This window comes from Rhodanobacter sp. FW104-R8, from assembly GCF_001617365.1.
Lineage (GTDB): Bacteria > Pseudomonadota > Gammaproteobacteria > Xanthomonadales > Rhodanobacteraceae > Rhodanobacter.
The window spans coordinates 30934-48276 of record NZ_LVJR01000021.1; the positions used below are offsets into that span (position 1 = coordinate 30934).

The 17343-nt window shown below is 66.4% G+C and carries 16 protein-coding genes and 6 tRNA genes; 8 read left to right on the top strand and 14 right to left on the bottom strand.

From position 1 onward, the window contains the following. Positions 1–5: 5 nt before the first annotated feature. The 5 genes from RHOFW104R8_RS05705 to RHOFW104R8_RS05725 all read right to left on the bottom strand — a co-directional run bounded on the left by RHOFW104R8_RS05705 (position 6) and on the right by RHOFW104R8_RS05725 (position 5005). Entirely contained in the window at positions 6–566 is a 561-nt protein-coding gene (locus RHOFW104R8_RS05705) for a DUF2058 domain-containing protein (protein ID WP_068095816.1), read from the bottom strand. A gap of 50 nt (positions 567–616) precedes the next feature. Beyond that, positions 617–841 carry a SlyX family protein gene (locus RHOFW104R8_RS05710; RefSeq protein ID WP_068095818.1) on the bottom strand — a complete coding sequence of 75 codons (225 nt, stop codon included), beginning with the start codon at positions 839–841 and terminating at the stop codon, positions 617–619. Further along, positions 838–2181, bottom strand: coding sequence for a UDP-glucose/GDP-mannose dehydrogenase family protein (locus RHOFW104R8_RS05715; RefSeq protein ID WP_068095830.1), 1344 nt, complete (start codon positions 2179–2181; stop codon positions 838–840). Before RHOFW104R8_RS05715 ends, RHOFW104R8_RS05710 begins: the two co-directional genes overlap by 4 nt. A gap of 147 nt (positions 2182–2328) precedes the next feature. Further along, entirely contained in the window at positions 2329–3075 is a 747-nt protein-coding gene (locus tag RHOFW104R8_RS05720) for an FKBP-type peptidyl-prolyl cis-trans isomerase (protein ID WP_068095820.1), read from the bottom strand. A gap of 157 nt (positions 3076–3232) precedes the next feature. Continuing rightward, positions 3233–5005, bottom strand: coding sequence for a cation:proton antiporter (locus tag RHOFW104R8_RS05725; protein WP_068095822.1), 1773 nt, complete (start codon positions 5003–5005; stop codon positions 3233–3235). Positions 5006–5174: 169 nt separating this feature from the next. Here RHOFW104R8_RS05725 and RHOFW104R8_RS05730 point away from each other — a divergent pair. The 3 genes from RHOFW104R8_RS05730 to RHOFW104R8_RS05740 all read left to right on the top strand — a co-directional run bounded on the left by RHOFW104R8_RS05730 (position 5175) and on the right by RHOFW104R8_RS05740 (position 5439). Further along, positions 5175–5250 (top strand) — tRNA-Ala (locus RHOFW104R8_RS05730). Positions 5251–5258: 8 nt separating this feature from the next. Then, a tRNA-Glu gene (locus RHOFW104R8_RS05735) sits at positions 5259–5334 on the top strand. 28 nt (positions 5335–5362) lie between these two features. After that, positions 5363–5439 (top strand) — tRNA-Asp (locus RHOFW104R8_RS05740). Positions 5440–5488: 49 nt separating this feature from the next. Here the strand turns inward: RHOFW104R8_RS05740 and RHOFW104R8_RS05745 are convergent. Further along, the gene (locus tag RHOFW104R8_RS05745) at positions 5489–5956 is read right to left on the bottom strand and encodes a DUF1249 domain-containing protein (protein ID WP_068094870.1); all 468 of its coding nucleotides are present in this window, start codon (positions 5954–5956) and stop codon (positions 5489–5491) included. 28 nt (positions 5957–5984) lie between these two features. Then, positions 5985–6800: a pyruvate, water dikinase regulatory protein gene (locus RHOFW104R8_RS05750; protein ID WP_068094868.1), complete on the bottom strand. Its 816-nt coding sequence runs from the start codon at positions 6798–6800 to the stop codon at positions 5985–5987. Between the two features lie 233 nt (positions 6801–7033). Here RHOFW104R8_RS05750 and ppsA point away from each other — a divergent pair, with 233 nt between their 5' ends. The 3 genes from ppsA (at position 7034) to RHOFW104R8_RS05765 (ending at position 10561) form a co-directional block, all read left to right on the top strand. Beyond that, positions 7034–9460 (top strand): phosphoenolpyruvate synthase, encoded by a 2427-nt coding sequence (gene ppsA, locus RHOFW104R8_RS05755; protein ID WP_068094864.1) that lies wholly within the window; start codon positions 7034–7036, stop codon positions 9458–9460. 101 nt (positions 9461–9561) lie between these two features. After that, positions 9562–9651: transfer RNA gene (locus RHOFW104R8_RS05760), tRNA-Ser, on the top strand. 208 nt (positions 9652–9859) lie between these two features. Continuing rightward, positions 9860–10561 carry a PP2C family serine/threonine-protein phosphatase gene (locus RHOFW104R8_RS05765; RefSeq protein ID WP_068094862.1) on the top strand — a complete coding sequence of 234 codons (702 nt, stop codon included), beginning with the start codon at positions 9860–9862 and terminating at the stop codon, positions 10559–10561. Positions 10562–10577: 16 nt separating this feature from the next. On the opposite strand, the gene dnaQ is transcribed toward RHOFW104R8_RS05765, so the two are convergent. From dnaQ to RHOFW104R8_RS05780, 3 genes are read right to left on the bottom strand one after another with little or no spacing between them, the layout of a single operon-like run. After that, on the bottom strand, positions 10578–11288 hold the full coding sequence (gene dnaQ / locus RHOFW104R8_RS05770) for a DNA polymerase III subunit epsilon (RefSeq protein WP_068094859.1): 711 nt from the start codon (positions 11286–11288) through the stop codon (positions 10578–10580). After that, positions 11285–11728, bottom strand: a complete 444-nt coding sequence (gene rnhA, locus RHOFW104R8_RS05775) for a ribonuclease HI (protein WP_068094856.1) — start codon at positions 11726–11728, stop codon at positions 11285–11287. The genes dnaQ and rnhA overlap by 4 nt, the downstream gene beginning before the upstream one ends. Positions 11729–11753: 25 nt before the next feature. Then, positions 11754–12440, bottom strand: a complete 687-nt coding sequence (locus RHOFW104R8_RS05780; protein ID WP_068094872.1) for a class I SAM-dependent methyltransferase — start codon at positions 12438–12440, stop codon at positions 11754–11756. 253 nt (positions 12441–12693) lie between these two features. Here RHOFW104R8_RS05780 and gloB point away from each other — a divergent pair, with 253 nt between their 5' ends. Next, on the top strand, positions 12694–13458 hold the full coding sequence (gloB, locus tag RHOFW104R8_RS05785; protein ID WP_068094853.1) for a hydroxyacylglutathione hydrolase: 765 nt from the start codon (positions 12694–12696) through the stop codon (positions 13456–13458). Then, positions 13374–14624, top strand: a complete 1251-nt coding sequence (locus RHOFW104R8_RS05790; RefSeq protein ID WP_235605133.1) for a transglycosylase SLT domain-containing protein — start codon at positions 13374–13376, stop codon at positions 14622–14624. Before gloB ends, RHOFW104R8_RS05790 begins: the two co-directional genes overlap by 85 nt. A gap of 73 nt (positions 14625–14697) precedes the next feature. Here RHOFW104R8_RS05790 and RHOFW104R8_RS05795 read toward each other — a convergent pair whose 3' ends face one another. The 4 genes from RHOFW104R8_RS05795 to RHOFW104R8_RS05810 form a co-directional block, all read right to left on the bottom strand. Beyond that, positions 14698–16599, bottom strand: coding sequence for a SurA N-terminal domain-containing protein (locus tag RHOFW104R8_RS05795; protein ID WP_068094847.1), 1902 nt, complete (start codon positions 16597–16599; stop codon positions 14698–14700). Positions 16600–16749: 150 nt separating this feature from the next. Continuing rightward, positions 16750–16826, bottom strand: a tRNA-Asp gene (locus RHOFW104R8_RS05800). Between the two features lie 9 nt (positions 16827–16835). Next, a tRNA-Val gene (locus RHOFW104R8_RS05805) sits at positions 16836–16910 on the bottom strand. A gap of 19 nt (positions 16911–16929) precedes the next feature. Beyond that, positions 16930–17202, bottom strand: a complete 273-nt coding sequence (locus RHOFW104R8_RS05810; RefSeq protein WP_007511239.1) for an HU family DNA-binding protein — start codon at positions 17200–17202, stop codon at positions 16930–16932. Positions 17203–17343: the final 141 nt, after the last annotated feature.

Genomic DNA, 17343 nt, shown 5'->3' on the forward strand with positions numbered 1-17343 from the left:
TCCAATCACCACATCAGGTCGTCGGGTACCCCATCGTCGCCGACTCCGACGGAGCCGGGCTCGATCAGCAGCGCCACCAGATGCGCATCGATGTCGCGCACCTGCTCGGCGATCTCGCGGCTGACCAGCAGGTAGCGGCCGCCTTGCTGCACCACGCCGAGCCTGCCGGCATTGAGGGCCGCCATCTGCTCGGCGTCCACGTGCACCCGGCGGATCTTGCCGCCGTATTCGAAATGGCGCGGCTGGTCGGCCTCGGCCTTGTTCAGCGCCTTGCCGTCGAGCAATTGCTGGATCTTCTGCTTGCGCTCGTGGCGCAGCCTGGCCTGTTCGGCCGCTTCCTGCTCGACCCGCTTGCGCTCGCGTGCTTCGGTCTGCGAGCGCAGCGCATAGGCCTTGGCCAAGTCGATATCCTGCAGGCTCTGCCGGCCCGGGACAGGCGGCTTGCCGCCCTTGCGCGCGGGTTTGCCTGACGGCGGCGACGGGCGTTTCGGTTCGTGCGCCCGGTTCTGCTGGACCTGTTTGACGATGCCACTCTTGAGCAGCTGATCGCGCAGGGAGTCGGCCATGCGGGTATTCCGTAATCGGTGGGACAGGGATCGGTCGGCAGGCAACAGGGTCAATAATGCGGGGGCGGCGGCTCGTCGTGCGGGTCGTCCGCCTGCGCGGTGCGCAACGCGGCCATTTCGCCGCGCAGATCGCGCAGGGCGCGCTCGAGCGCGGCGATCCGCTGCGACTGGTCGGCATCGGCCGTGGTCAGCGCCTGCACCGCCTCGTCGATGAAGGTCAGCCTGACCTCCATGTCGTCGAGCCGCTGCGCGAGGGGGGCGTTCGGGTGGCTCATCGCGGCCGCCGCAGGCTGCGGCCTCGGCCGATGCCGTAATAAGCCAGCCCCGCCTCCTCCACCACGGCCGGATCGTACAGGTTGCGCCCGTCGAACAGCGCCGGCTCCGCCAGCGCGGCGCGGATGGCGGCGAAATCCGGACTGCGGAACGCCTTCCACTCGGTGACCACGGCCAGCACGTCGGCACCCCGCACGGCGTCCATCGCCTGCTCGCACAGCACCAGGTCGTCGCGCCGGCCGTACAGGCGCTGCGCTTCCTCGCGTGCCTCCGGGTCGAACGCCCGCACCTTCGCGCCGGCTTGCCACAATGTCTCCATCAGCTGGCGGCTGGGCGCTTCGCGCATGTCGTCGGTATTCGGCTTGAACGCCAGGCCCCACAGCGCGACCGTCCTGCCCGCCAGCCGGCCGTCGAAGTGCCGCGAAATCAGCTCGAGCAACTTGTCCTTCTGCTGCCGGTTGACCGCCTCGACCGCACCCAGCAGCTGCGCATCGTAGCCATGGGCATGCGCGGTGCGCTCCAGCGCCTGCACGTCCTTGGGGAAGCACGAGCCGCCGTAGCCGGCGCCCGGATAGATGAAGTGGTAGCCGATGCGCGGATCCGAACCGATACCCTGGCGCACCAGCTCCACGTCGGCGCCGACCCGCTCGGCGATGTTCGCGATCTCGTTCATGAAGCTGATCTTGGTCGCCAGCATGGCGTTGGCGGCGTACTTGGTCAGCTCGGCCGAGCGCTCGTCCATCACCACCATGCGGTCGTGGTTGCGGTTGAACGGCGCGTACAGCTTGCGCAGCAGTGCCACCGCGCGCTCGCTGGAGGCGCCCACGACGATTCGGTCGGGACGCATGCAATCGTCCACCGCCGCGCCTTCCTTGAGGAACTCGGGATTGGAGACCACGTCGAAACCGGCGGCGACCCCGCGCGCGGCCAGCTCGGCCGCGACGGCCTCGCGCACGCGATCGGCGGTGCCCACCGGCACGGTCGACTTGTTCACCACCACGGCGTAGCGGTCCAGGTGCCTGCCGATGCTTGCGGCCACCGCCAGCACGTACTTCAGGTCGGCGCTGCCGTCCTCGTCCGGCGGCGTGCCGACGGCGATGAAGATCAGTTCGCCGTGAGCGATCGCCGGTGCCGCCTCGGTGGTGAAATCCAGCCGGCCGCCGGCATGGTTGCGCCGCACGATGGCTTCCAGCCCGGGCTCGTAGATGGGAATCTCGCCGCGCTGCAGGCGCTCGACCTTGGCTACGTCGATATCGACGCAAAGCACGTGGTTGCCCATCTCTGCCAGGCAGGCGCCCGTGACCAGGCCGACATAGCCGGTACCGAAAATGGTGACTTTCATCATCGTGGTGGCGATTCCCTTGGCGTCAACTGCTTATTGTAGCCGCGCACGCATGCCGCACGGCGCCGCCTGCGCCGAAAATGCAGAAGGGCGCGAATCGCTTCGCGCCCTTCCGTTCCGCCAAGGCCCCGAATCGGCGCCGGTGGATTACTTCTCGCCCGGAGCACCGGCCGGCGTCGGGCCGGTCTTGACCAGGCTCACGTCGAAGATCAGCGTGGCATTCGGCGGCATCGGCGGCTGCGGCTCGGCGCCATAGGCCAGCGCGGCCGGAATGAACAGCTTGTAGTGCCCACCCACCTGCATCAACTGCAGGCCCTCGCGGAAGCCCGGAATCACGCCGGCCAGCGGGATCTTGGCGGCGCCCGGCGGGTTGTGCTTGGCGGAGGCGTCGAACACCTGGCCGTCGACGAAGCTGCCGGTGTAGTTGATCTCGACCGTGTCGTTCGGACCCGGACGGGCGCCCGTGCCCTGGCTGAGCACCTGGTACTGCAGGCCCGACGCGGTCGTCTTCACGCCCGGCGCGGTCTTGTTCTTGGCCAGGAAGGCATCGCCTTCGGTCTTGTTCTTGGCGGCGAGCTTGGCCATCTCGGCCTGGTACTTGCCCTGGATCTTGGCCATGAAGGCGTCATGCACCTGCTTGGCCTCGGTCTCGCTCATGGTCGGCTTCTGGCCGGACAGCGCGGCCTTCACCGCATTCGCCACCGCGGTCGGATCCAGCTCGTCGCGCATGATCGGCGGAACCTGGGAAGCAATCTCCCAACCCACAACGTAGCTGGCCTTGGCCTTGTCAACCGTGCCAGCAGCGCCGGCGGTCTGGGCGGCGACGCCTGCCGTCATGCCCAGCGCAACGGCCATCGCGACCGCCGTCAGCGTGGGACGCAGAAAGTGCTTCATTCGTAACTCCCTCAAGTATGGATATGCCGGCGTTGCCGACCGGGCCTCCCCGATGGAGGCAGGCCCCGCGCATTGTGCGGCGCTTGCCGGGACTTGGCAACGATCTTGACTACGACCATGAATCGGAACAAAGGTTCATCGGCCTGCCCGGGAAGGTTCACGTCGGCCCGGAGCCGCCGGGGGGAGGTTCGGGTTTCTCCAGGGTTTCCTTCAGCGCCGCCTGCAGCCGTGCATGGATCCGCACCAGGCCCCTCCACGACACCACGGCCAGCACCACCCCGAGCACCGCCAGGCTGATTGCGATGCCGCGCGGCGGCAGGATGGCCGAGCCAAGTGCGCTCACCAGCAGGCCCAGCGCCAGCAGGGTCGCCAGCGGAATCACCCGCGCCAGCACGTTGCGGATGGCCTGGGTATACGAACCGGCCAACCGCTCGCGTATGCCGATCTCCGCCAGCAGCATGCCCAGCGCCTCGGCCTTGCGGTAAACCGCGATCAGCATCGGCAGGGACAGGAACAGCGCACCGGCCCAGATCAGCGTATGGCGCAGGTCCCGATCGATGCCGAGCATCGAGAACCAGCTCCAGTTGTGCGCATTGAGATAAGCGCCGATCACAAACAGCGTCACCACCAGCAGGACATTGATCCCGATATGCCACAGCAGCCGCCGGAAGACCGCGGCCAACGCGCTGTTCTCGTTGACCGGCATCAGATTTTCCAGCCAGCCGCTGTAACTGGCCGCCAGCAGCCGCACCGAGCGCGGCGTGATCCGCCGCAGGCGATCGGCCAGCCCGTCGGCCGAGCGGTTCAGGTACGGCGAAGCCGCCATGCACACCACCGAGACCGCCACGGCGATCGGATACAGGAAATTGCTGATCACGCCGAGCGAAAGGCCCAGCGTGGCGATCACGAACGAGAACTCGCCGATCTGCGCCATGCTAAGGCCCGCGCGGAACGACGCGCGCGCGTCGTGCCCCACCAGAAAAACGCCCAGGCCGCACGCCAGCGTCTTGCCGACGATCACCACCGCGGCGATCGCCAGCGCCGGCAGCGCGTACTGCCACAGCATTGCGGGATCGATCTTCAGCCCGATCGCCACGAAGAACAGCGCGGCGAACATGTCGCGCAGCGGCTCCACCAGTTGCAGCACGCGGCCCACGCTGCGCGACTCAGCCACCACCGCGCCGGCGAGGAACGCTCCCAGCGCCATGCTGAAACCCATCCAGGCCGCCAGCAGGCTTGCCCCGAAACAGATGCCCAGGACACTGACCAGCAAGGTTTCATCGCGCCCGAAACCGGCCACGTAATCCACCAGACGCGGCAGCAACAACAGGCCGAGAATCATCATTACGACCACGAACAACCCAAGATGACCGATCAGCGTGAACGCGGTTTCGGCCAGCGTCGAACCGCCGATCGCGATCGCCGTGAGCAGGGTCAGCATGACGATGGCCAGCAGATCCTCGGCCACCAGCAAGCCCACCACCGGTTTCGCGAACGGCTGCTGTTGCTGGCCGTTCTCGGCCAGGGTGCGGGTGGCCACCATGGTCGACGACAACGAGATGGTCGCGCCAAGGAACAACGCATCCATGCCCTTCCAGCCGAGCAGCTGGCCGGCCCCGATGCCAGCCCACAGCATCACGCCGACTTCGCCCACGGCCACCGCCAGCACGCCGATGCCGACCTCGCGCAGCTTGCGCACGCTGAACTCGAGCCCCAGCGTGAACATCAGCAGCACCACGCCGAGGTTGGAGATGTCGTCGATGGCGCGCGGGTCGGCCACCAGCATGCCAGGCGCATGCGGGCCGATCAGCACGCCGGCAAGGATGTAGCCGAGCAGCACCGGCTGGTGCAGGCGCTGGAACACGATCGTGGTGGCGCCGGCCACCAGCATCACCACGGCGAGGTCCCTGATGAAGCCGATCTCGTGCATCCGCCCAGTCCTTCCGGTCGCGTCTCGCCGCAGCTTAAACGAACCGCCGGTGCTATCCGCCGCGCGAATGGCAGCCGCCGCAGGAGACCTTCGACGGCCCGGCAATCGGTACAGAAAAAAAGCTTGACGGATATCCGGCTCGGACCTATTCTTTCGGGCTTCCAGCGGCGGGGCCATAGCTCAGCTGGGAGAGCGCCTGCATGGCATGCAGGAGGTCGGCGGTTCGATCCCGCCTGGCTCCACCAACTTATCCGTCCCCATCGTCTAGAGGCCTAGGACATCACCCTTTCACGGTGGCGACCGGGGTTCGAATCCCCGTGGGGACGCCAAGTTGGCTCGCAACGCTGGATGAAATGCGGAGTGGTAGTTCAGTCGGTTAGAATGCTGGCCTGTCACGCCGGAGGTCGCGGGTTCGAGTCCCGTCCACTCCGCCACTATTCAGACAAAAAGCCCGCCCCGTGCGGGCTTTTTGCTGTGGGTGGATCAGGGTCCGCGTTGCGGCTCCAGCGTGCCGACGGAATGCCCCTGCTCGGCCAGGTACTCCAGCCAGCGCGACAGGAACCCGTTCATGCGCAGGCGGTGCTGGAACACGCTGTGCGCCGGCGGGAAGGGTCCCAGCACCTGCCACAGGTGCCGCCCCGGATGGCAATGCAGGGCCTCGGCCACGTGCGCGTCGGTATACATGCGCAACTGCGCCGACGGCGCGCGCTGCCCGGTATGCGCATCGACGAAGCCGTAGGTGAGCTCCAGCTCCAGCGTATACGGATGGCATTCCTGCACGTGCAAATGGACGTCGAGTCCATCGTCCACGTCGGAGACGTAGCGGCCCGGCGCCAGTTGCTGCGGCGCGAACAGCCGCATCAGGCGGTGGTAGTTCTCCGCATACAGGCCCATCAGGAACTCGAAGCGTCCCGGCAGCAGGCTGCGGCGATTGTCCAGTACGGCACTCATGGCGGGCGCGCGCGACTCCGGTCGGCAATCAGAACATGGTCCGCTCGATACCGAAGCGGTCGAAGATCTTGCTGGCGATTTCCTCGATCGACACGTGCGTGGTGTTGAGGCTGGGAATGCCGGCCTGGCGCATCAGGCGATCGGCCTGCTCCAGCTCCCAGCGACACTGCTGCAAGGTGGCGTAGCGGCTGCCGGCGCGGCGCTGCTCGCGGATCTGCGCCAACCGGAGCGGATCGATGGTCAGTCCGTACAGCCGGTCCCGGTACGGGCGAAGGCGCGCCGGCAGCTCGAGCTTCTCGAGGTCCTCGTCGGTCAGCGGATAATTGGCGGCACTGACGCCGTAATGCAAGGCCATGTAGAGGCAGGTCGGCGTCTTGCCGGAACGCGACACGCCCACCAGGATCAGGTCGGCCTCGGCGTAGTTCACGTCGATGCCGTCGTCATGCGTGAGCGCGTAGTTGGTGGCGTTGATGCGTGCCTCGTACTTGTCGAAATCGACCATGCCGTGCGAACGGTTGACCGCACCGGAACGCTTGGCACCCAGTTCGTCCTCCAGCGGGCCGATGAACGGCGCGAACACGTCCAGCATCAGCGCACCGCTGGCGGCGACGATCTCGCACAGCGCACGGTCGGCCATGGTGTTGACCACGATCGGCCGCTGCCCGGTTTGCGCGTAGTTGGTCTTGATCCGCAGCGCAGCCGCCTCCGCCTTGTGCGCATTGTCGGTGAACGGCAGCCGATGCTTGTCGAACTGCATGCCCTCGAACTGCGCGAGGATGCTGTTGCCGATCGTCTCCGCGGTGATGCCGGTAGAGTCCGAGATGAAAAAAACCGTCCGATACATACAGCGTCCTGGTCCCGCCATGGCGTTTGGCGGCACCTTAGCGCAAGCGCGAAAAGCTGTCGCCGATTGACTCCCGGCTGACTGGTATGCGGTTGGAATGACATCGGCCCCGAATGGTCTTCTTGTGCCGCGCACCATCCGCAGCGGACAATACCAGTTCTTTGCGACCCGCTCCGGGCCTTCGTGCCGCGCCCATTCCACTTATCTGCAGTGCTTTCCTTGAGGAGACACCCTTGAACGACCTGGTGCTTTGGCTCGACCAACTGCGCATGACCGACCTTGGCAAGGTCGGCGGCAAGAATGCCTCACTCGGCGAGATGATCGGCAACCTGGCCAAACTCGGTGTCTCCGTGCCCGGCGGCTTCGCCACCACCGCCGATGCGTTCCAGCGGTACCTGGAAAAGAGCGGCCTGGCCAGGCGCATCCGGGATCGGCTGGCCACGCTCGACGTCGACGACGTCGACACCTTGGTGGCGGCCGGCAAGGAGATCCGCGGCTGGATCGTCGACACCGCCCTGCCCGCCGAGCTCGAGCAGGCGATCCGCGACGCCTACGAAAAACTTTGCAAGGACGCTCTTGGTGAAGAGTCCGGCCATGGAAGGCCGGTTCTTGATTCTGGCGATCGGGGACGATCGCATGGGGTCGCCGTGGCCGTGCGTTCCTCCGCCACCGCGGAGGACCTGCCCGACGCCTCGTTCGCCGGCCAGCAGGAAACCTTCCTCAACGTGGTCGGCATCGAGGATGTGCTGCACAAGGTGAAGGAAGTCTTCGCCTCGCTGTACAACGACCGCGCCATCGCCTACCGCGTGCACCAGGGCTTCAAGCACGAGGACGTGTTCCTCTCCGCCGGCGTGCAGCTGATGGTGCGCTCGGACGTGGGCGCGGCGGGCGTGCTGTTCACGCTGGACACCGAATCCGGCTTCCGCGACGTGGTGTTCGTCACCGGCTCCTACGGTCTCGGCGAGATGGTCGTGCAGGGTGCGGTCAACCCGGACGAGTTCTACGTGTTCAAGCCCACGCTGAAGGCCGGCAAGCCCGCCGTGCTGCGCCGCAACCTCGGCGCCAAGCAGTTGCGCATGGTCTATTCCAGCGCGCCTGGCGAGCGGGTGAGAACCGAGGACACTCCGGCCGAACTGCGCAACCGCTTCTGCATCAGCGATGCCGACGTGCAGGAGCTGGCGAAGCAGGCGCTGATCATCGAGCAGCACTACGGCCGACCGATGGACATCGAGTGGGCGAAGGACGGCCATACCGGCAAGCTGTACATCGTGCAGGCGCGTCCGGAAACGGTGAAGTCGCGCGCGCACGCCACCCAGCTCGAGCGCTTCCACCTCAGCGAGAAAGGCAAGGTGCTGGCCGAGGGCCGCGCCATCGGCCAGAAGATCGGCGCCGGCAAGGCGCGCGTGATCCGCTCACTGGCCGACATGAACAAGGTGCAGCCCGGCGACGTGCTGATCGCCGACATGACCGACCCCGACTGGGAGCCGGTGATGAAGCGCGCCTCGGCGATCGTCACCAACCGCGGCGGGCGCACCTGCCATGCGGCGATCATCGCGCGCGAGCTGGGTGTGCCGGCCGTGGTCGGCACCGGCAACGCGCTGGAGCTGATCCCGGACGGCGCCGACGTTACCGTGTCCTGCGCCGAGGGCGACACCGGTACGATCTACCAGGGCATCCTGAAGTTCGAGCGGATAACCGCCGACCTCGGCGCCATGCCCGAGGCACCGCTGAAGATCATGATGAACGTGGCCAACCCAGAGCGCGCGTTCGACTTCGGCATGCTGCCGAACGCCGGCATCGGCCTGGCCCGCCTGGAGATGATCATCGCCAGCCATATCGGCGTGCATCCGAAGGCACTGCTGGAATACGCCAGGCAGGATGCCGAGACCAAGGCGAAGATCGACGAGCGCATCGCCGGCTATGCGGGCCCGGTCGAGTTCTACGTCGACCGCCTCGCCGAGGGCATCGCCACCATCGCCGCCTCGGTGTACCCGAAACCGGTGATCGTGCGCATGTCCGACTTCAAGTCGAACGAGTACGCCAACCTGCTCGGCGGCAGCCGTTACGAGCCGCACGAGGAGAACCCGATGATCGGCTTCCGCGGCGCCAGCCGCTACGTCGATCCCAGCTTCGCCGAGGCGTTCGGGCTGGAATGCAAGGCGGTCAAGCGCGTGCGCGAAGTGATGGGCCTGGCCAACGTGTGGGTGATGATCCCGTTCGTGCGCACGCTGGGCGAAGGCCGCAAGGTGATCGAGGTACTGGCGAAGAACGGCCTGAAGCAGGGCGAACACGACCTCAAGGTCATCATGATGTGCGAGGTACCTTCCAACGCCCTGCTCGCCGACGAGTTCCTCGACATCTTCGATGGCTTCTCGATCGGCTCGAACGACCTCACCCAGCTCACCCTGGGCCTGGACCGCGACTCCAGCATCGTGGCCAGCCTGTTCGACGAACGCGACCCGGCGGTGAAAAAGCTGCTCGCCATGGCGATCAAGACCGCCCGCGCCAAGGGCAAGTACATCGGCATCTGCGGCCAGGGCCCCAGCGACCATCCCGACCTGGCCGAGTGGCTGATGGACCAGGGCATCGAGTCGGTATCGCTCAACCCCGACACGGTGGTCGACACCTGGCTGCGGCTGGCGAAGAAGAAGGCCGGCTGAGCACGCCCGTCCGGTCGTGGCAGGCAAGCATCCGCCACGCTTGTCACGGCCGGAAGCACCGCGTAAACTTGCCGGCTCGCGCGGACCACGCGCACCCCTTCGGAGAGGTGGCAGAGTGGTCGAATGTACCTGACTCGAAATCAGGCGTACGTGTAAGCGTACCGTGGGTTCGAATCCCACCCTCTCCGCCATATACGCAAAACGCCCCCCTCGCGGGGGCGTTTTGCTTTTCCGATGATGCAACCGGGTGAGAACCCGCCAGGGCCCGACCGATACGTCGGAAGCGAATCGGGACAGCCGCAGGCTGCCCTTCGCGTTGCGCGCAGATGGTTCGGCTCAGCTTTCAAGACGCCGACGCGCAACTTTGCTCCCAAACCCCACATCCGGCATGCTGTACCCATGATCGAATTCGGACACGGCACCCACGTCGGCCTGCGCCGCACGCGCAACGAGGACACCTACTATGCCGATGCCTCGCTGGGCCTGTTCCTGGTCGCGGACGGCATGGGCGGACATCAGCATGGCGAAGTGGCATCGGCCCTGGTGCGCGACACCATGGTCGAGCTGGTCGGCCGCGGGCAAAGTCTGATCGAGGCGATACACGCGGCTGCCGAACGGCTGCTGGCGCAAACCCGGCACGGCATCGACGTGCTGCCGATGGGCACCACGATTGCCGCACTGCGGACGAGCGGCGACGGCTACGAAGTCGCCTGGGTCGGCGACAGCCGGGTCTATCTGTGGAAACAGGGCTTGCGGCAGATCAGCCACGACCACTCGCTGGTGCAGGCGCTGGTCGAGGCCGGCCGGCTCGATCCGGCGCAGGCATCGCAGCACCCGCAGCGCAATGTGCTGACCCAGGCGCTCGGCGTGACCACCGCCGAACAGTTGAACATCGGCATGGCCCGGGGCCAGCTGGAGCCGGGCACGGCCTTCCTGCTGTGCAGCGACGGGCTCACCGAAAACGTCAGTGACGCGACGATCGCATGCACGGTCGCACGCTCCGAACTGGCTGCGCAGGAATGCGTGGATCAGTTGTTATTGGACGCGCTTGACGGCGGTGGTGACGACAACATCACCGTACTGATCGTGCGTTCCCGCTGAACCCGGCGCCGCGCGCTCAACCCAGCCGCCGCCACACGCTCCGGCCTTCCGCGCTGCTCTTGTCCAATGCGTCGAGGCGCTGTTCATGCTGCCGGAGTTCTTCGGCCGAGGCATGCAGCACGCGCGGGCGCGCATGCAGGACCACCGGCGCCATTACCACGGCGTCCCGCTGCTCGGCCGCCCCCTCGAAGCCGAGGTCGAAAGCCACCTGCCCCGAAGTCATCGCCAGGTACACGTCGGCCAGCAACTGGGCGTCGATCAGGCCGCCGTGCAGGTCGCGTCGCGAGTTGTCCACGCCGAGCCGCTTGCACAACGCATCGAGGCTGTTGCGCTGGCCGGGGTAGCGCTCGCGCGCCATGGCCAGGGTATCCAGCACGCTGCAACGGTCGCCGATCCGCCCCGCGTTTTCGCCCAGCCGGGCCAGCTCGGCATCGAGGAAGCCGATGTCGAAGCTGGCGTTGTGGATGATCAGTTCCGCACCGTCGATGAAGGCCAGGAACTCCTCCGCCACCTCGACAAAGCGCGGCTTGTCGAGCAGGAACTCGTCTTCGATGCCGGTCACCAGGCGGGCGCCTTCGTCGATCGCCCGATCCGGGTTCAGATAGGTCTGGTAGTGCCGGCCGGTGAGCCGGCGCTCGACCAGTTCGACGCAGGCGATTTCCACCAGTCGATGGCCCTGGCGCACTTCCAGGCCGGTGGTTTCGGTATCCAGAACGATCTGCCTCATGCCCTGCCCTTCATCAGCTCGGCCTGTTCACGCGCGGCCTGGTCGACCCGTTCGTTCTCGATGTGGCCGTTGTGGCCCTTTACCCACTGCCAGCGCACCTGGTGGGCGCCCACTGCATCGGACAGGCGCTGCCACAGGTCCTGGTTCTTCACCGGCTTCCTGTCGGCGGTACGCCAGCCATTGGCGCGCCATTTCGGCACCCACTGCTCGATGCCCTGCATCACGTAGCGCGAATCGGTGGTGAGGGTCACCCGGCACGGTCGCTTCAAGGCCTCCAGCGCACCGATCGCCGCCATCAGCTCCATGCGGTTGTTGGTGGTGGCCGGCTCACCGCCGGATACCATGCGCTCGCTGCCCTTCGCCTTCAACAAGGCAGCCCAGCCGCCCGGGCCGGGGTTGCCCAGGCAGGCGCCGTCGGTAAATGCTTCCACTTCGCTCATCGTTATCCACGTATTCCATAGAAAGTCACACCGCCGAACTGCGCCGGGTGCTCGGCGACAGCCGGTTGCCGGCCGGCACGGCCACCGGCGCCGGCCTGATCCGCAACGGCGTGGCCATGCGGCGGCGCTTGCGCGCCATCAGCACATAGCCACCGCCCCAGGGATTGACCGGGACCGCCGGGTGCACCGCGAGGCCCGGCCAGATGCGGCCTACCCGCTGCACCTGCTCGACCTCCAGCCCGGCCTGCCGCAGCCGGTGCCCGAGACGCCACGGCATCTGTAGGGCGAACCGCCTGCCGTGCGTGCGCCAGTGGAACCAGGGCGACCAGCCGCTGACCGGATGCACGCCAGTCAGCACCAGCACGCCACCCGGCGCCAGCACGCGGACCGCCTCGTCGAGCAAGGCTGGTGCGTCGGGTGCCTGCTCCAGTGCATGCCGCAGCAGCACCAGTTCGAACGCATCATCGACGAACGGCAGTAGCTCGCCCGCCGACGCCAGCAGGTCGCCACGGTAACGGCCATGTGCCAGCTGCAGCACGGTCCAGCAACCAAGCATCGGCAACGCCGGCGGTACGTCGTCGGCGAACGCGCCCAGCAGCAGCGCGTGCGTGCCGTAGCAGCGTTGCAGTTCCGGCATCAATGCCCGCCGCTGCTCATCCAGCAACCGGCGCAAGGGCGCGCTGGCATAGATGTCGTCATCACGATGATGCATGCAACCGGCCTTTCGTCTGTAGCGGAGAGTGTAACGGCTGGCGCGATGCGGCAGCAGGTCGCAGACGGAATGGAACTGCCGCACGCTGCTGAACGGCAGCATGGTCGATTAACGTTGTTCTAACGAGTTGGCGACAGCACCACTTTATAGTCGACCGCCTCATGCGCGCCCAGGACGGCTGCGTCTGTCGTTGACCCCGGAACCAGCATCCCGGACCCCGTCCGGATGTTCCTCGAACGCAGCGGAGCCCGCCTTGCATCTCGTCCCGTTACCGGCCCTCGCCGACAACTACATCTGGCTGTTGCACGACGACGCCGGCAACGCCCTCGTCGTCGATCCGGGCGATGCCGGAGTGGTCGAGCGCGCGCTGACCGAGCGCAGGCTGCAATTGCGGGCAATCCTGCTGACCCATCACCACCACGACCATATCGGCGGCGTGCCGGCGCTGCGCGCGCGCTACGACGTGCCGGTATACGCCCCCGTCGACGAGCGCATCGACGAGGCGACCGTGCGGGTGCGCGACGGCGACCGGGTCGAACTGGCCGCACCCTCCGTGCGTTTCGAAGTCATCGCCATCCCCGGCCACACCCTCAGCCACATCGCTTACGCCGGAGCCGGCCTGCTGCTGTGCGGAGACACCTTGTTCAGCCTGGGCTGCGGCCGCCTGTTCGAGGGCACGCCGGCGCAGATGCTCGCCTCGCTGGATCGCCTGTCGCGGCTGCCGGGCGAGACCCTGGTGTGCGGCGGGCATGAGTACACCGAGGCGAATGGCCGCTTCGCCCGCACCGTCGAGCCGGCCAATCCCGAACTGCAGCGACGGCTGCAGGAGGTCGCCCGCCTGCGTGCCGAACGCCAGCCCACCCTGCCGGTGCGCCTCGCCGGCGAGCTGGCCACGAATCCGTTCCTGCGCATCGACAGTGCGGGGGTCGCCGAATGGTGCCGGCTGCACGCCGGCGGCGGCGACCGGGTCGCCCGTTTTGCCGCCGTACGCTCCGCCAAGGATGGATTCCACGGATGAGCAAGCCTCTGCGATGCCTGCCGCCGCTGCTGCTGTCGATCCTGCTTGGCGCATGTGCCAGCATGCCTTCACCCAGGAACCCTGCGGTTGAGGGCCCGCCCGCAACACCCGCCGCCGAACCGGCCGCCAGGTCCGTCATCGACAAGCCCGCACCGGCACCGCAGGCCGACATCTGGGAGCGACTGCGAGGCAGCTTCGCCATGGCCGACTGCAATGCCGATCCCGCGATCATGGCCTGGGCCTCGCGTTATACGCGCAACCCGAAGCAGTTCGAGAACCAATTGCAGGCAGTCTTGCCGCGCCTGGCCTACGTGCAACAAGTGGCCGACCAGTACGACGTCGCCGGTGAATTCGTGCTGCTGCCCTGGGTGGAAAGCCATTTCCATCCTGCTCCAACCGGCAAGCGGCACCGATCGGCCGGCATGTGGCAGCTGATGCCGGTAACTGCCGGCGCCATGGGCTTGCGCGTGGACGGCCGTTATGACGGCCGCCTCGACGTTCCGGCCGCTACCCACGCAGTGATGAAATTGCTGGAGCGGTACCACGACCAGTTCCATGACTGGCGCGTGGCGGACTATGCCTACAACGCCGGGGAATTCAGCGTGCGCAGGATCATCCGCAGCCACGGCATGCCGGCGGAGCGGCCGGTGATCCCGGACTGGCCGGTACGCAGGGTGACCCGCGAGCATCTGACCAAGCTGCTGGCCATGGCCTGTGTGGTGCGCGAGCCGGAGCGCTTCAATGTCAGCCTGCCGAGCCTGACGGGCGAGGAACATCTGGTGAAGATGACCATTTCCCACTCCATGCCGATCACGCAGGCCGCCGACCACGCCGGCATGCCGGCGGATGCGCTGAAGCAGCTCAACCCGGCGTTCCGCGGCAACATGATCGACGCCGGTGCGGCCTCCTACCTGCTGCTGCCCGCCAGCCATGCCCAGCAATTCCGCGAGGCCATGCCGGCGCAAGCCGGCGACGCCTCCAGCGGCGGCAAAAGCCCTGCGGGTGCGCAAGCGGCGCCAAGAACCCATACCGTCAAGCGTGGCGACAGCCTGTGGCAGATCGCACGCGACTATGCGGTGGATGTCAGTCAGTTGCAGCGCTGGAACCAGTTGCAGGGACAAGCGCTCAAGCCCGGCCAGGTGTTGCAGGTCAGCGCGACAAACTGATCCCGCGCCCGTGCACGAACGAAGGGGCGGCCATGGCCGCCCCTTCGTTTGCCAAGCCGACGCCGCGGAATGCCTACATCAGCTTCTCATTGACCTTGATCTCGGTCTTGGTCTTCAGCTGGCTGATCAGCTCGCGCGTCGCCTCGTAGCCATAGGCCTGGGTCATCTGCTGGTGCAGGACGTCACGCTGTTCCGCCGGCACCTTGGACAGGTCGCCGTCCTGCACCTTGTCCACGGCCAGCAGCACATAGCTGCCGTCCTGCATGTCCACCACGGCGTATTGCGGCTTGCCCGCCGCGGGATGCGGCAACAGGAACGCCTGCGTCAGCAGCGGCGCCGGCATCTGGCCGTGGCGAACCACTTCGTTAGCCGTGGTGACGTCGGCATTCAGCGACTTCGCCACGTCCGCGATCGACTCGCCCTTGCGCAGGCGCGCCAGCGCTTCATCCGCCTGCTTCTTCTCGACGGCGGCGACGCGCTCGTCGATGATCTTCTGCCGCACGTCGTTGCGGACCTCGGCCAACGGCTTGACCACCGCCGGCACGTGCTGGTCGACGTGGATCACCACCGAGTGGCTGTTGCCCAGATCGATCAGGTTGGAGTTGTTGCCCTGTACCAGCACGTCGTCGCCGAAGGCAGCGGCAACCACCTTAGGATTCGCCGCCAGGCCTTCGCCGCCCTTGCGCGAGAACAGCGCGGTGGTCTTGATCGGCAGCTTCAGTGCCACCGAGGCCGGCTCCAACGAGGTCGGATTCTGGTAGGTGTTGTCGGACATCTTGCCGGCGACTTCGTTGTACGTGCGGTCGCGTTCGGCAGCCGTGGCTTCCTTCACCAGCTGGTCGCGCACTTCCTCGAACGGCTTGGATTCGCCGCTGCGTACGTCGCGCAACCAGATGATGTGATAGCCGTCCGACGACAGCACCGGCTTGGAGATCTGGTCCTTCTGCAGGGCGAACAACGCGGAGTCGAAGGCCGCGCTGGTCACGCCTTTTTCCAGCCAGCCGAGGTCGCCACCCTGGCGCCGCGAGCCGAGATCCTGCGAATCCTGCTCGGCCAGTTTGGCGAAGTTGCCCGGATTGATTTCCGCCGCGATCTTCTCGGCCTTGGCCAGCGCGGCCTTCTGCTGCTCCGGCGTGGCATTGGCCGGCACGTCGATCAGGATGTGAGAGGCGAGCCGCTGTTCCGGCTGCACGAAACGCTGCTTTTCGCTCGCGTAGCGCTTCTTCAGTTCCGCGTCATCCGGTGCGGCCGCCAGCGGCAGCTCGGCGCCGTTGACCTCGATGTACTTCACCGAGACCTGCTCAGGCTTCATGTAGTCAGCCTGGTGCGCCTTGTACCAGGCCTCGATCTCGGCATCGCCGACCGCGCTGTCGGCCAGTGCGGGGCGCGGCAGCTGGAAATAGCGCAGGTCGCGGCGCTGGGTCAGCAAACCAAGGAAGCGGTCAATCTGCACGGCATCGACGATGGTGCTGTCGTTGATCGCCGACGGCAGCAACTGGACGGCCAGCGACGAGCGGACCTCGTCCTCGAACATCCCCGGCGTCTTGCGCTGGCTGGCCAGCCAGGCGCGGTAGCTGGTGCCGTCGAACCGGCCGTTGAGCTGGAACGCAGGGATCGAGGCGATGTAGTCGCGCATGGCCAGATCCGACACCCGCAGCCCCCAGTCGGCGTTGGCCTGCAGCAGCAGCTGCTCGTCGATCATCCCGTCCAGGATGCGATGCTTGGTCTCGGGCTTCTCGAACATGCTGGAATCGAAATGCTCGCCCTGCTCGGCGCTGGCTTGCTGCCGCAGCTGGTTGACCCGGTCCTGGAATGCGCGCTGGTCGATATCGTGCTTGCCGACCTTCGCCACGTACGAGCTGTCGCGCGACGTGAAGTAACTTTCCATGCCGAACAGCGACATCGCCAGAACAGCGAGACCCAGAACAATGATGGACGGCCATCCGTGCATCTTGTTTCGCATTGCCTGCAGCATTGAAATCTTCCCGCAAGATGGTGAAGCCGCATGAAGCGCGTGGCGCGCGGATGGCAGATGCCGCCGCGCCGGCCTGCATCCCGCCGATGCACGACACGGACACGCGCCGCTCAAATGACAAGGGCGCCACTCGGGCGCCCTTGCGAACTGTGGCGGAGTGGACGGGACTCGAACCCGCGACCTCCGGCGTGACAGGCCAGCATTCTAACCGACTGAACTACCACTCCGCATTTTTCTGGTGGGTGCTGTAGGGATCGAACCTACGACCATCGCCTTGTAAGGGCGGCGCTCTACCGCTGAGCTAAGCACCCGAAACCAAGCGTTAGCCGCTTAGTTTAGGGCATCCTTGAGGGTCTTGCCAGCCTTGAACGCAGGCACTTTCGAGGCCTTGATCTTGATCGCTTCGTTGGTGCGCGGATTGCGGCCGGTACGCGCGGCGCGCTTGCGCACAGTGAACGTGCCGAAGCCAACCACCGAGACATCCTCGCCCTTCTTCAACGACTTCTGCACGGTTTCGAAGAAGGCTTCGAGCGCGCGGCCCGCATCGGCCTTGGTCAGCTCGGCCTTCTCGGCGATGGCATTGATCAGATCGGTTTTGTTCATTGAAAAACTCCCTTGTTCGATTTCGCCTGACGCAGTCGTCCGTGAGGACGAGACAACGACGGCATGGATGGCTGGCTCGAGACTAACGCCGTAACGCAACCCCGCATCGCTGCGCTGAATGAAGTAACGCCGGGACTGCGG

Coding starts and splice junctions, on each gene's coding strand:
- RHOFW104R8_RS05790 (WP_235605133.1), top strand. CDS start 13,374: ATGGTGCCGGCTGCACGCCGGCGGCGGCGACCGGGTCGCCCGTTTTGC.
- dnaQ (WP_068094859.1), bottom strand. CDS start 11,288: ATGAGGCAGATCGTTCTGGATACCGAAACCACCGGCCTGGAAGTGCGC.
- RHOFW104R8_RS05810 (WP_007511239.1), bottom strand. CDS start 17,202: ATGAACAAAACCGATCTGATCAATGCCATCGCCGAGAAGGCCGAGCTG.
- rnhA (WP_068094856.1), bottom strand. CDS start 11,728: ATGAGCGAAGTGGAAGCATTTACCGACGGCGCCTGCCTGGGCAACCCC.
- RHOFW104R8_RS05765 (WP_068094862.1), top strand. CDS start 9,860: ATGATCGAATTCGGACACGGCACCCACGTCGGCCTGCGCCGCACGCGC.
- RHOFW104R8_RS05705 (WP_068095816.1), bottom strand. CDS start 566: ATGGCCGACTCCCTGCGCGATCAGCTGCTCAAGAGTGGCATCGTCAAA.
- RHOFW104R8_RS05750 (WP_068094868.1), bottom strand. CDS start 6,800: ATGTATCGGACGGTTTTTTTCATCTCGGACTCTACCGGCATCACCGCG.
- RHOFW104R8_RS05720 (WP_068095820.1), bottom strand. CDS start 3,075: ATGAAGCACTTTCTGCGTCCCACGCTGACGGCGGTCGCGATGGCCGTT.
- RHOFW104R8_RS05795 (WP_068094847.1), bottom strand. CDS start 16,599: ATGCTGCAGGCAATGCGAAACAAGATGCACGGATGGCCGTCCATCATT.
- RHOFW104R8_RS05725 (WP_068095822.1), bottom strand. CDS start 5,005: ATGCACGAGATCGGCTTCATCAGGGACCTCGCCGTGGTGATGCTGGTG.
- RHOFW104R8_RS05715 (WP_068095830.1), bottom strand. CDS start 2,181: ATGAAAGTCACCATTTTCGGTACCGGCTATGTCGGCCTGGTCACGGGC.
- RHOFW104R8_RS05745 (WP_068094870.1), bottom strand. CDS start 5,956: ATGAGTGCCGTACTGGACAATCGCCGCAGCCTGCTGCCGGGACGCTTC.
- RHOFW104R8_RS05710 (WP_068095818.1), bottom strand. CDS start 841: ATGAGCCACCCGAACGCCCCCCTCGCGCAGCGGCTCGACGACATGGAG.
- RHOFW104R8_RS05780 (WP_068094872.1), bottom strand. CDS start 12,440: ATGCATCATCGTGATGACGACATCTATGCCAGCGCGCCCTTGCGCCGG.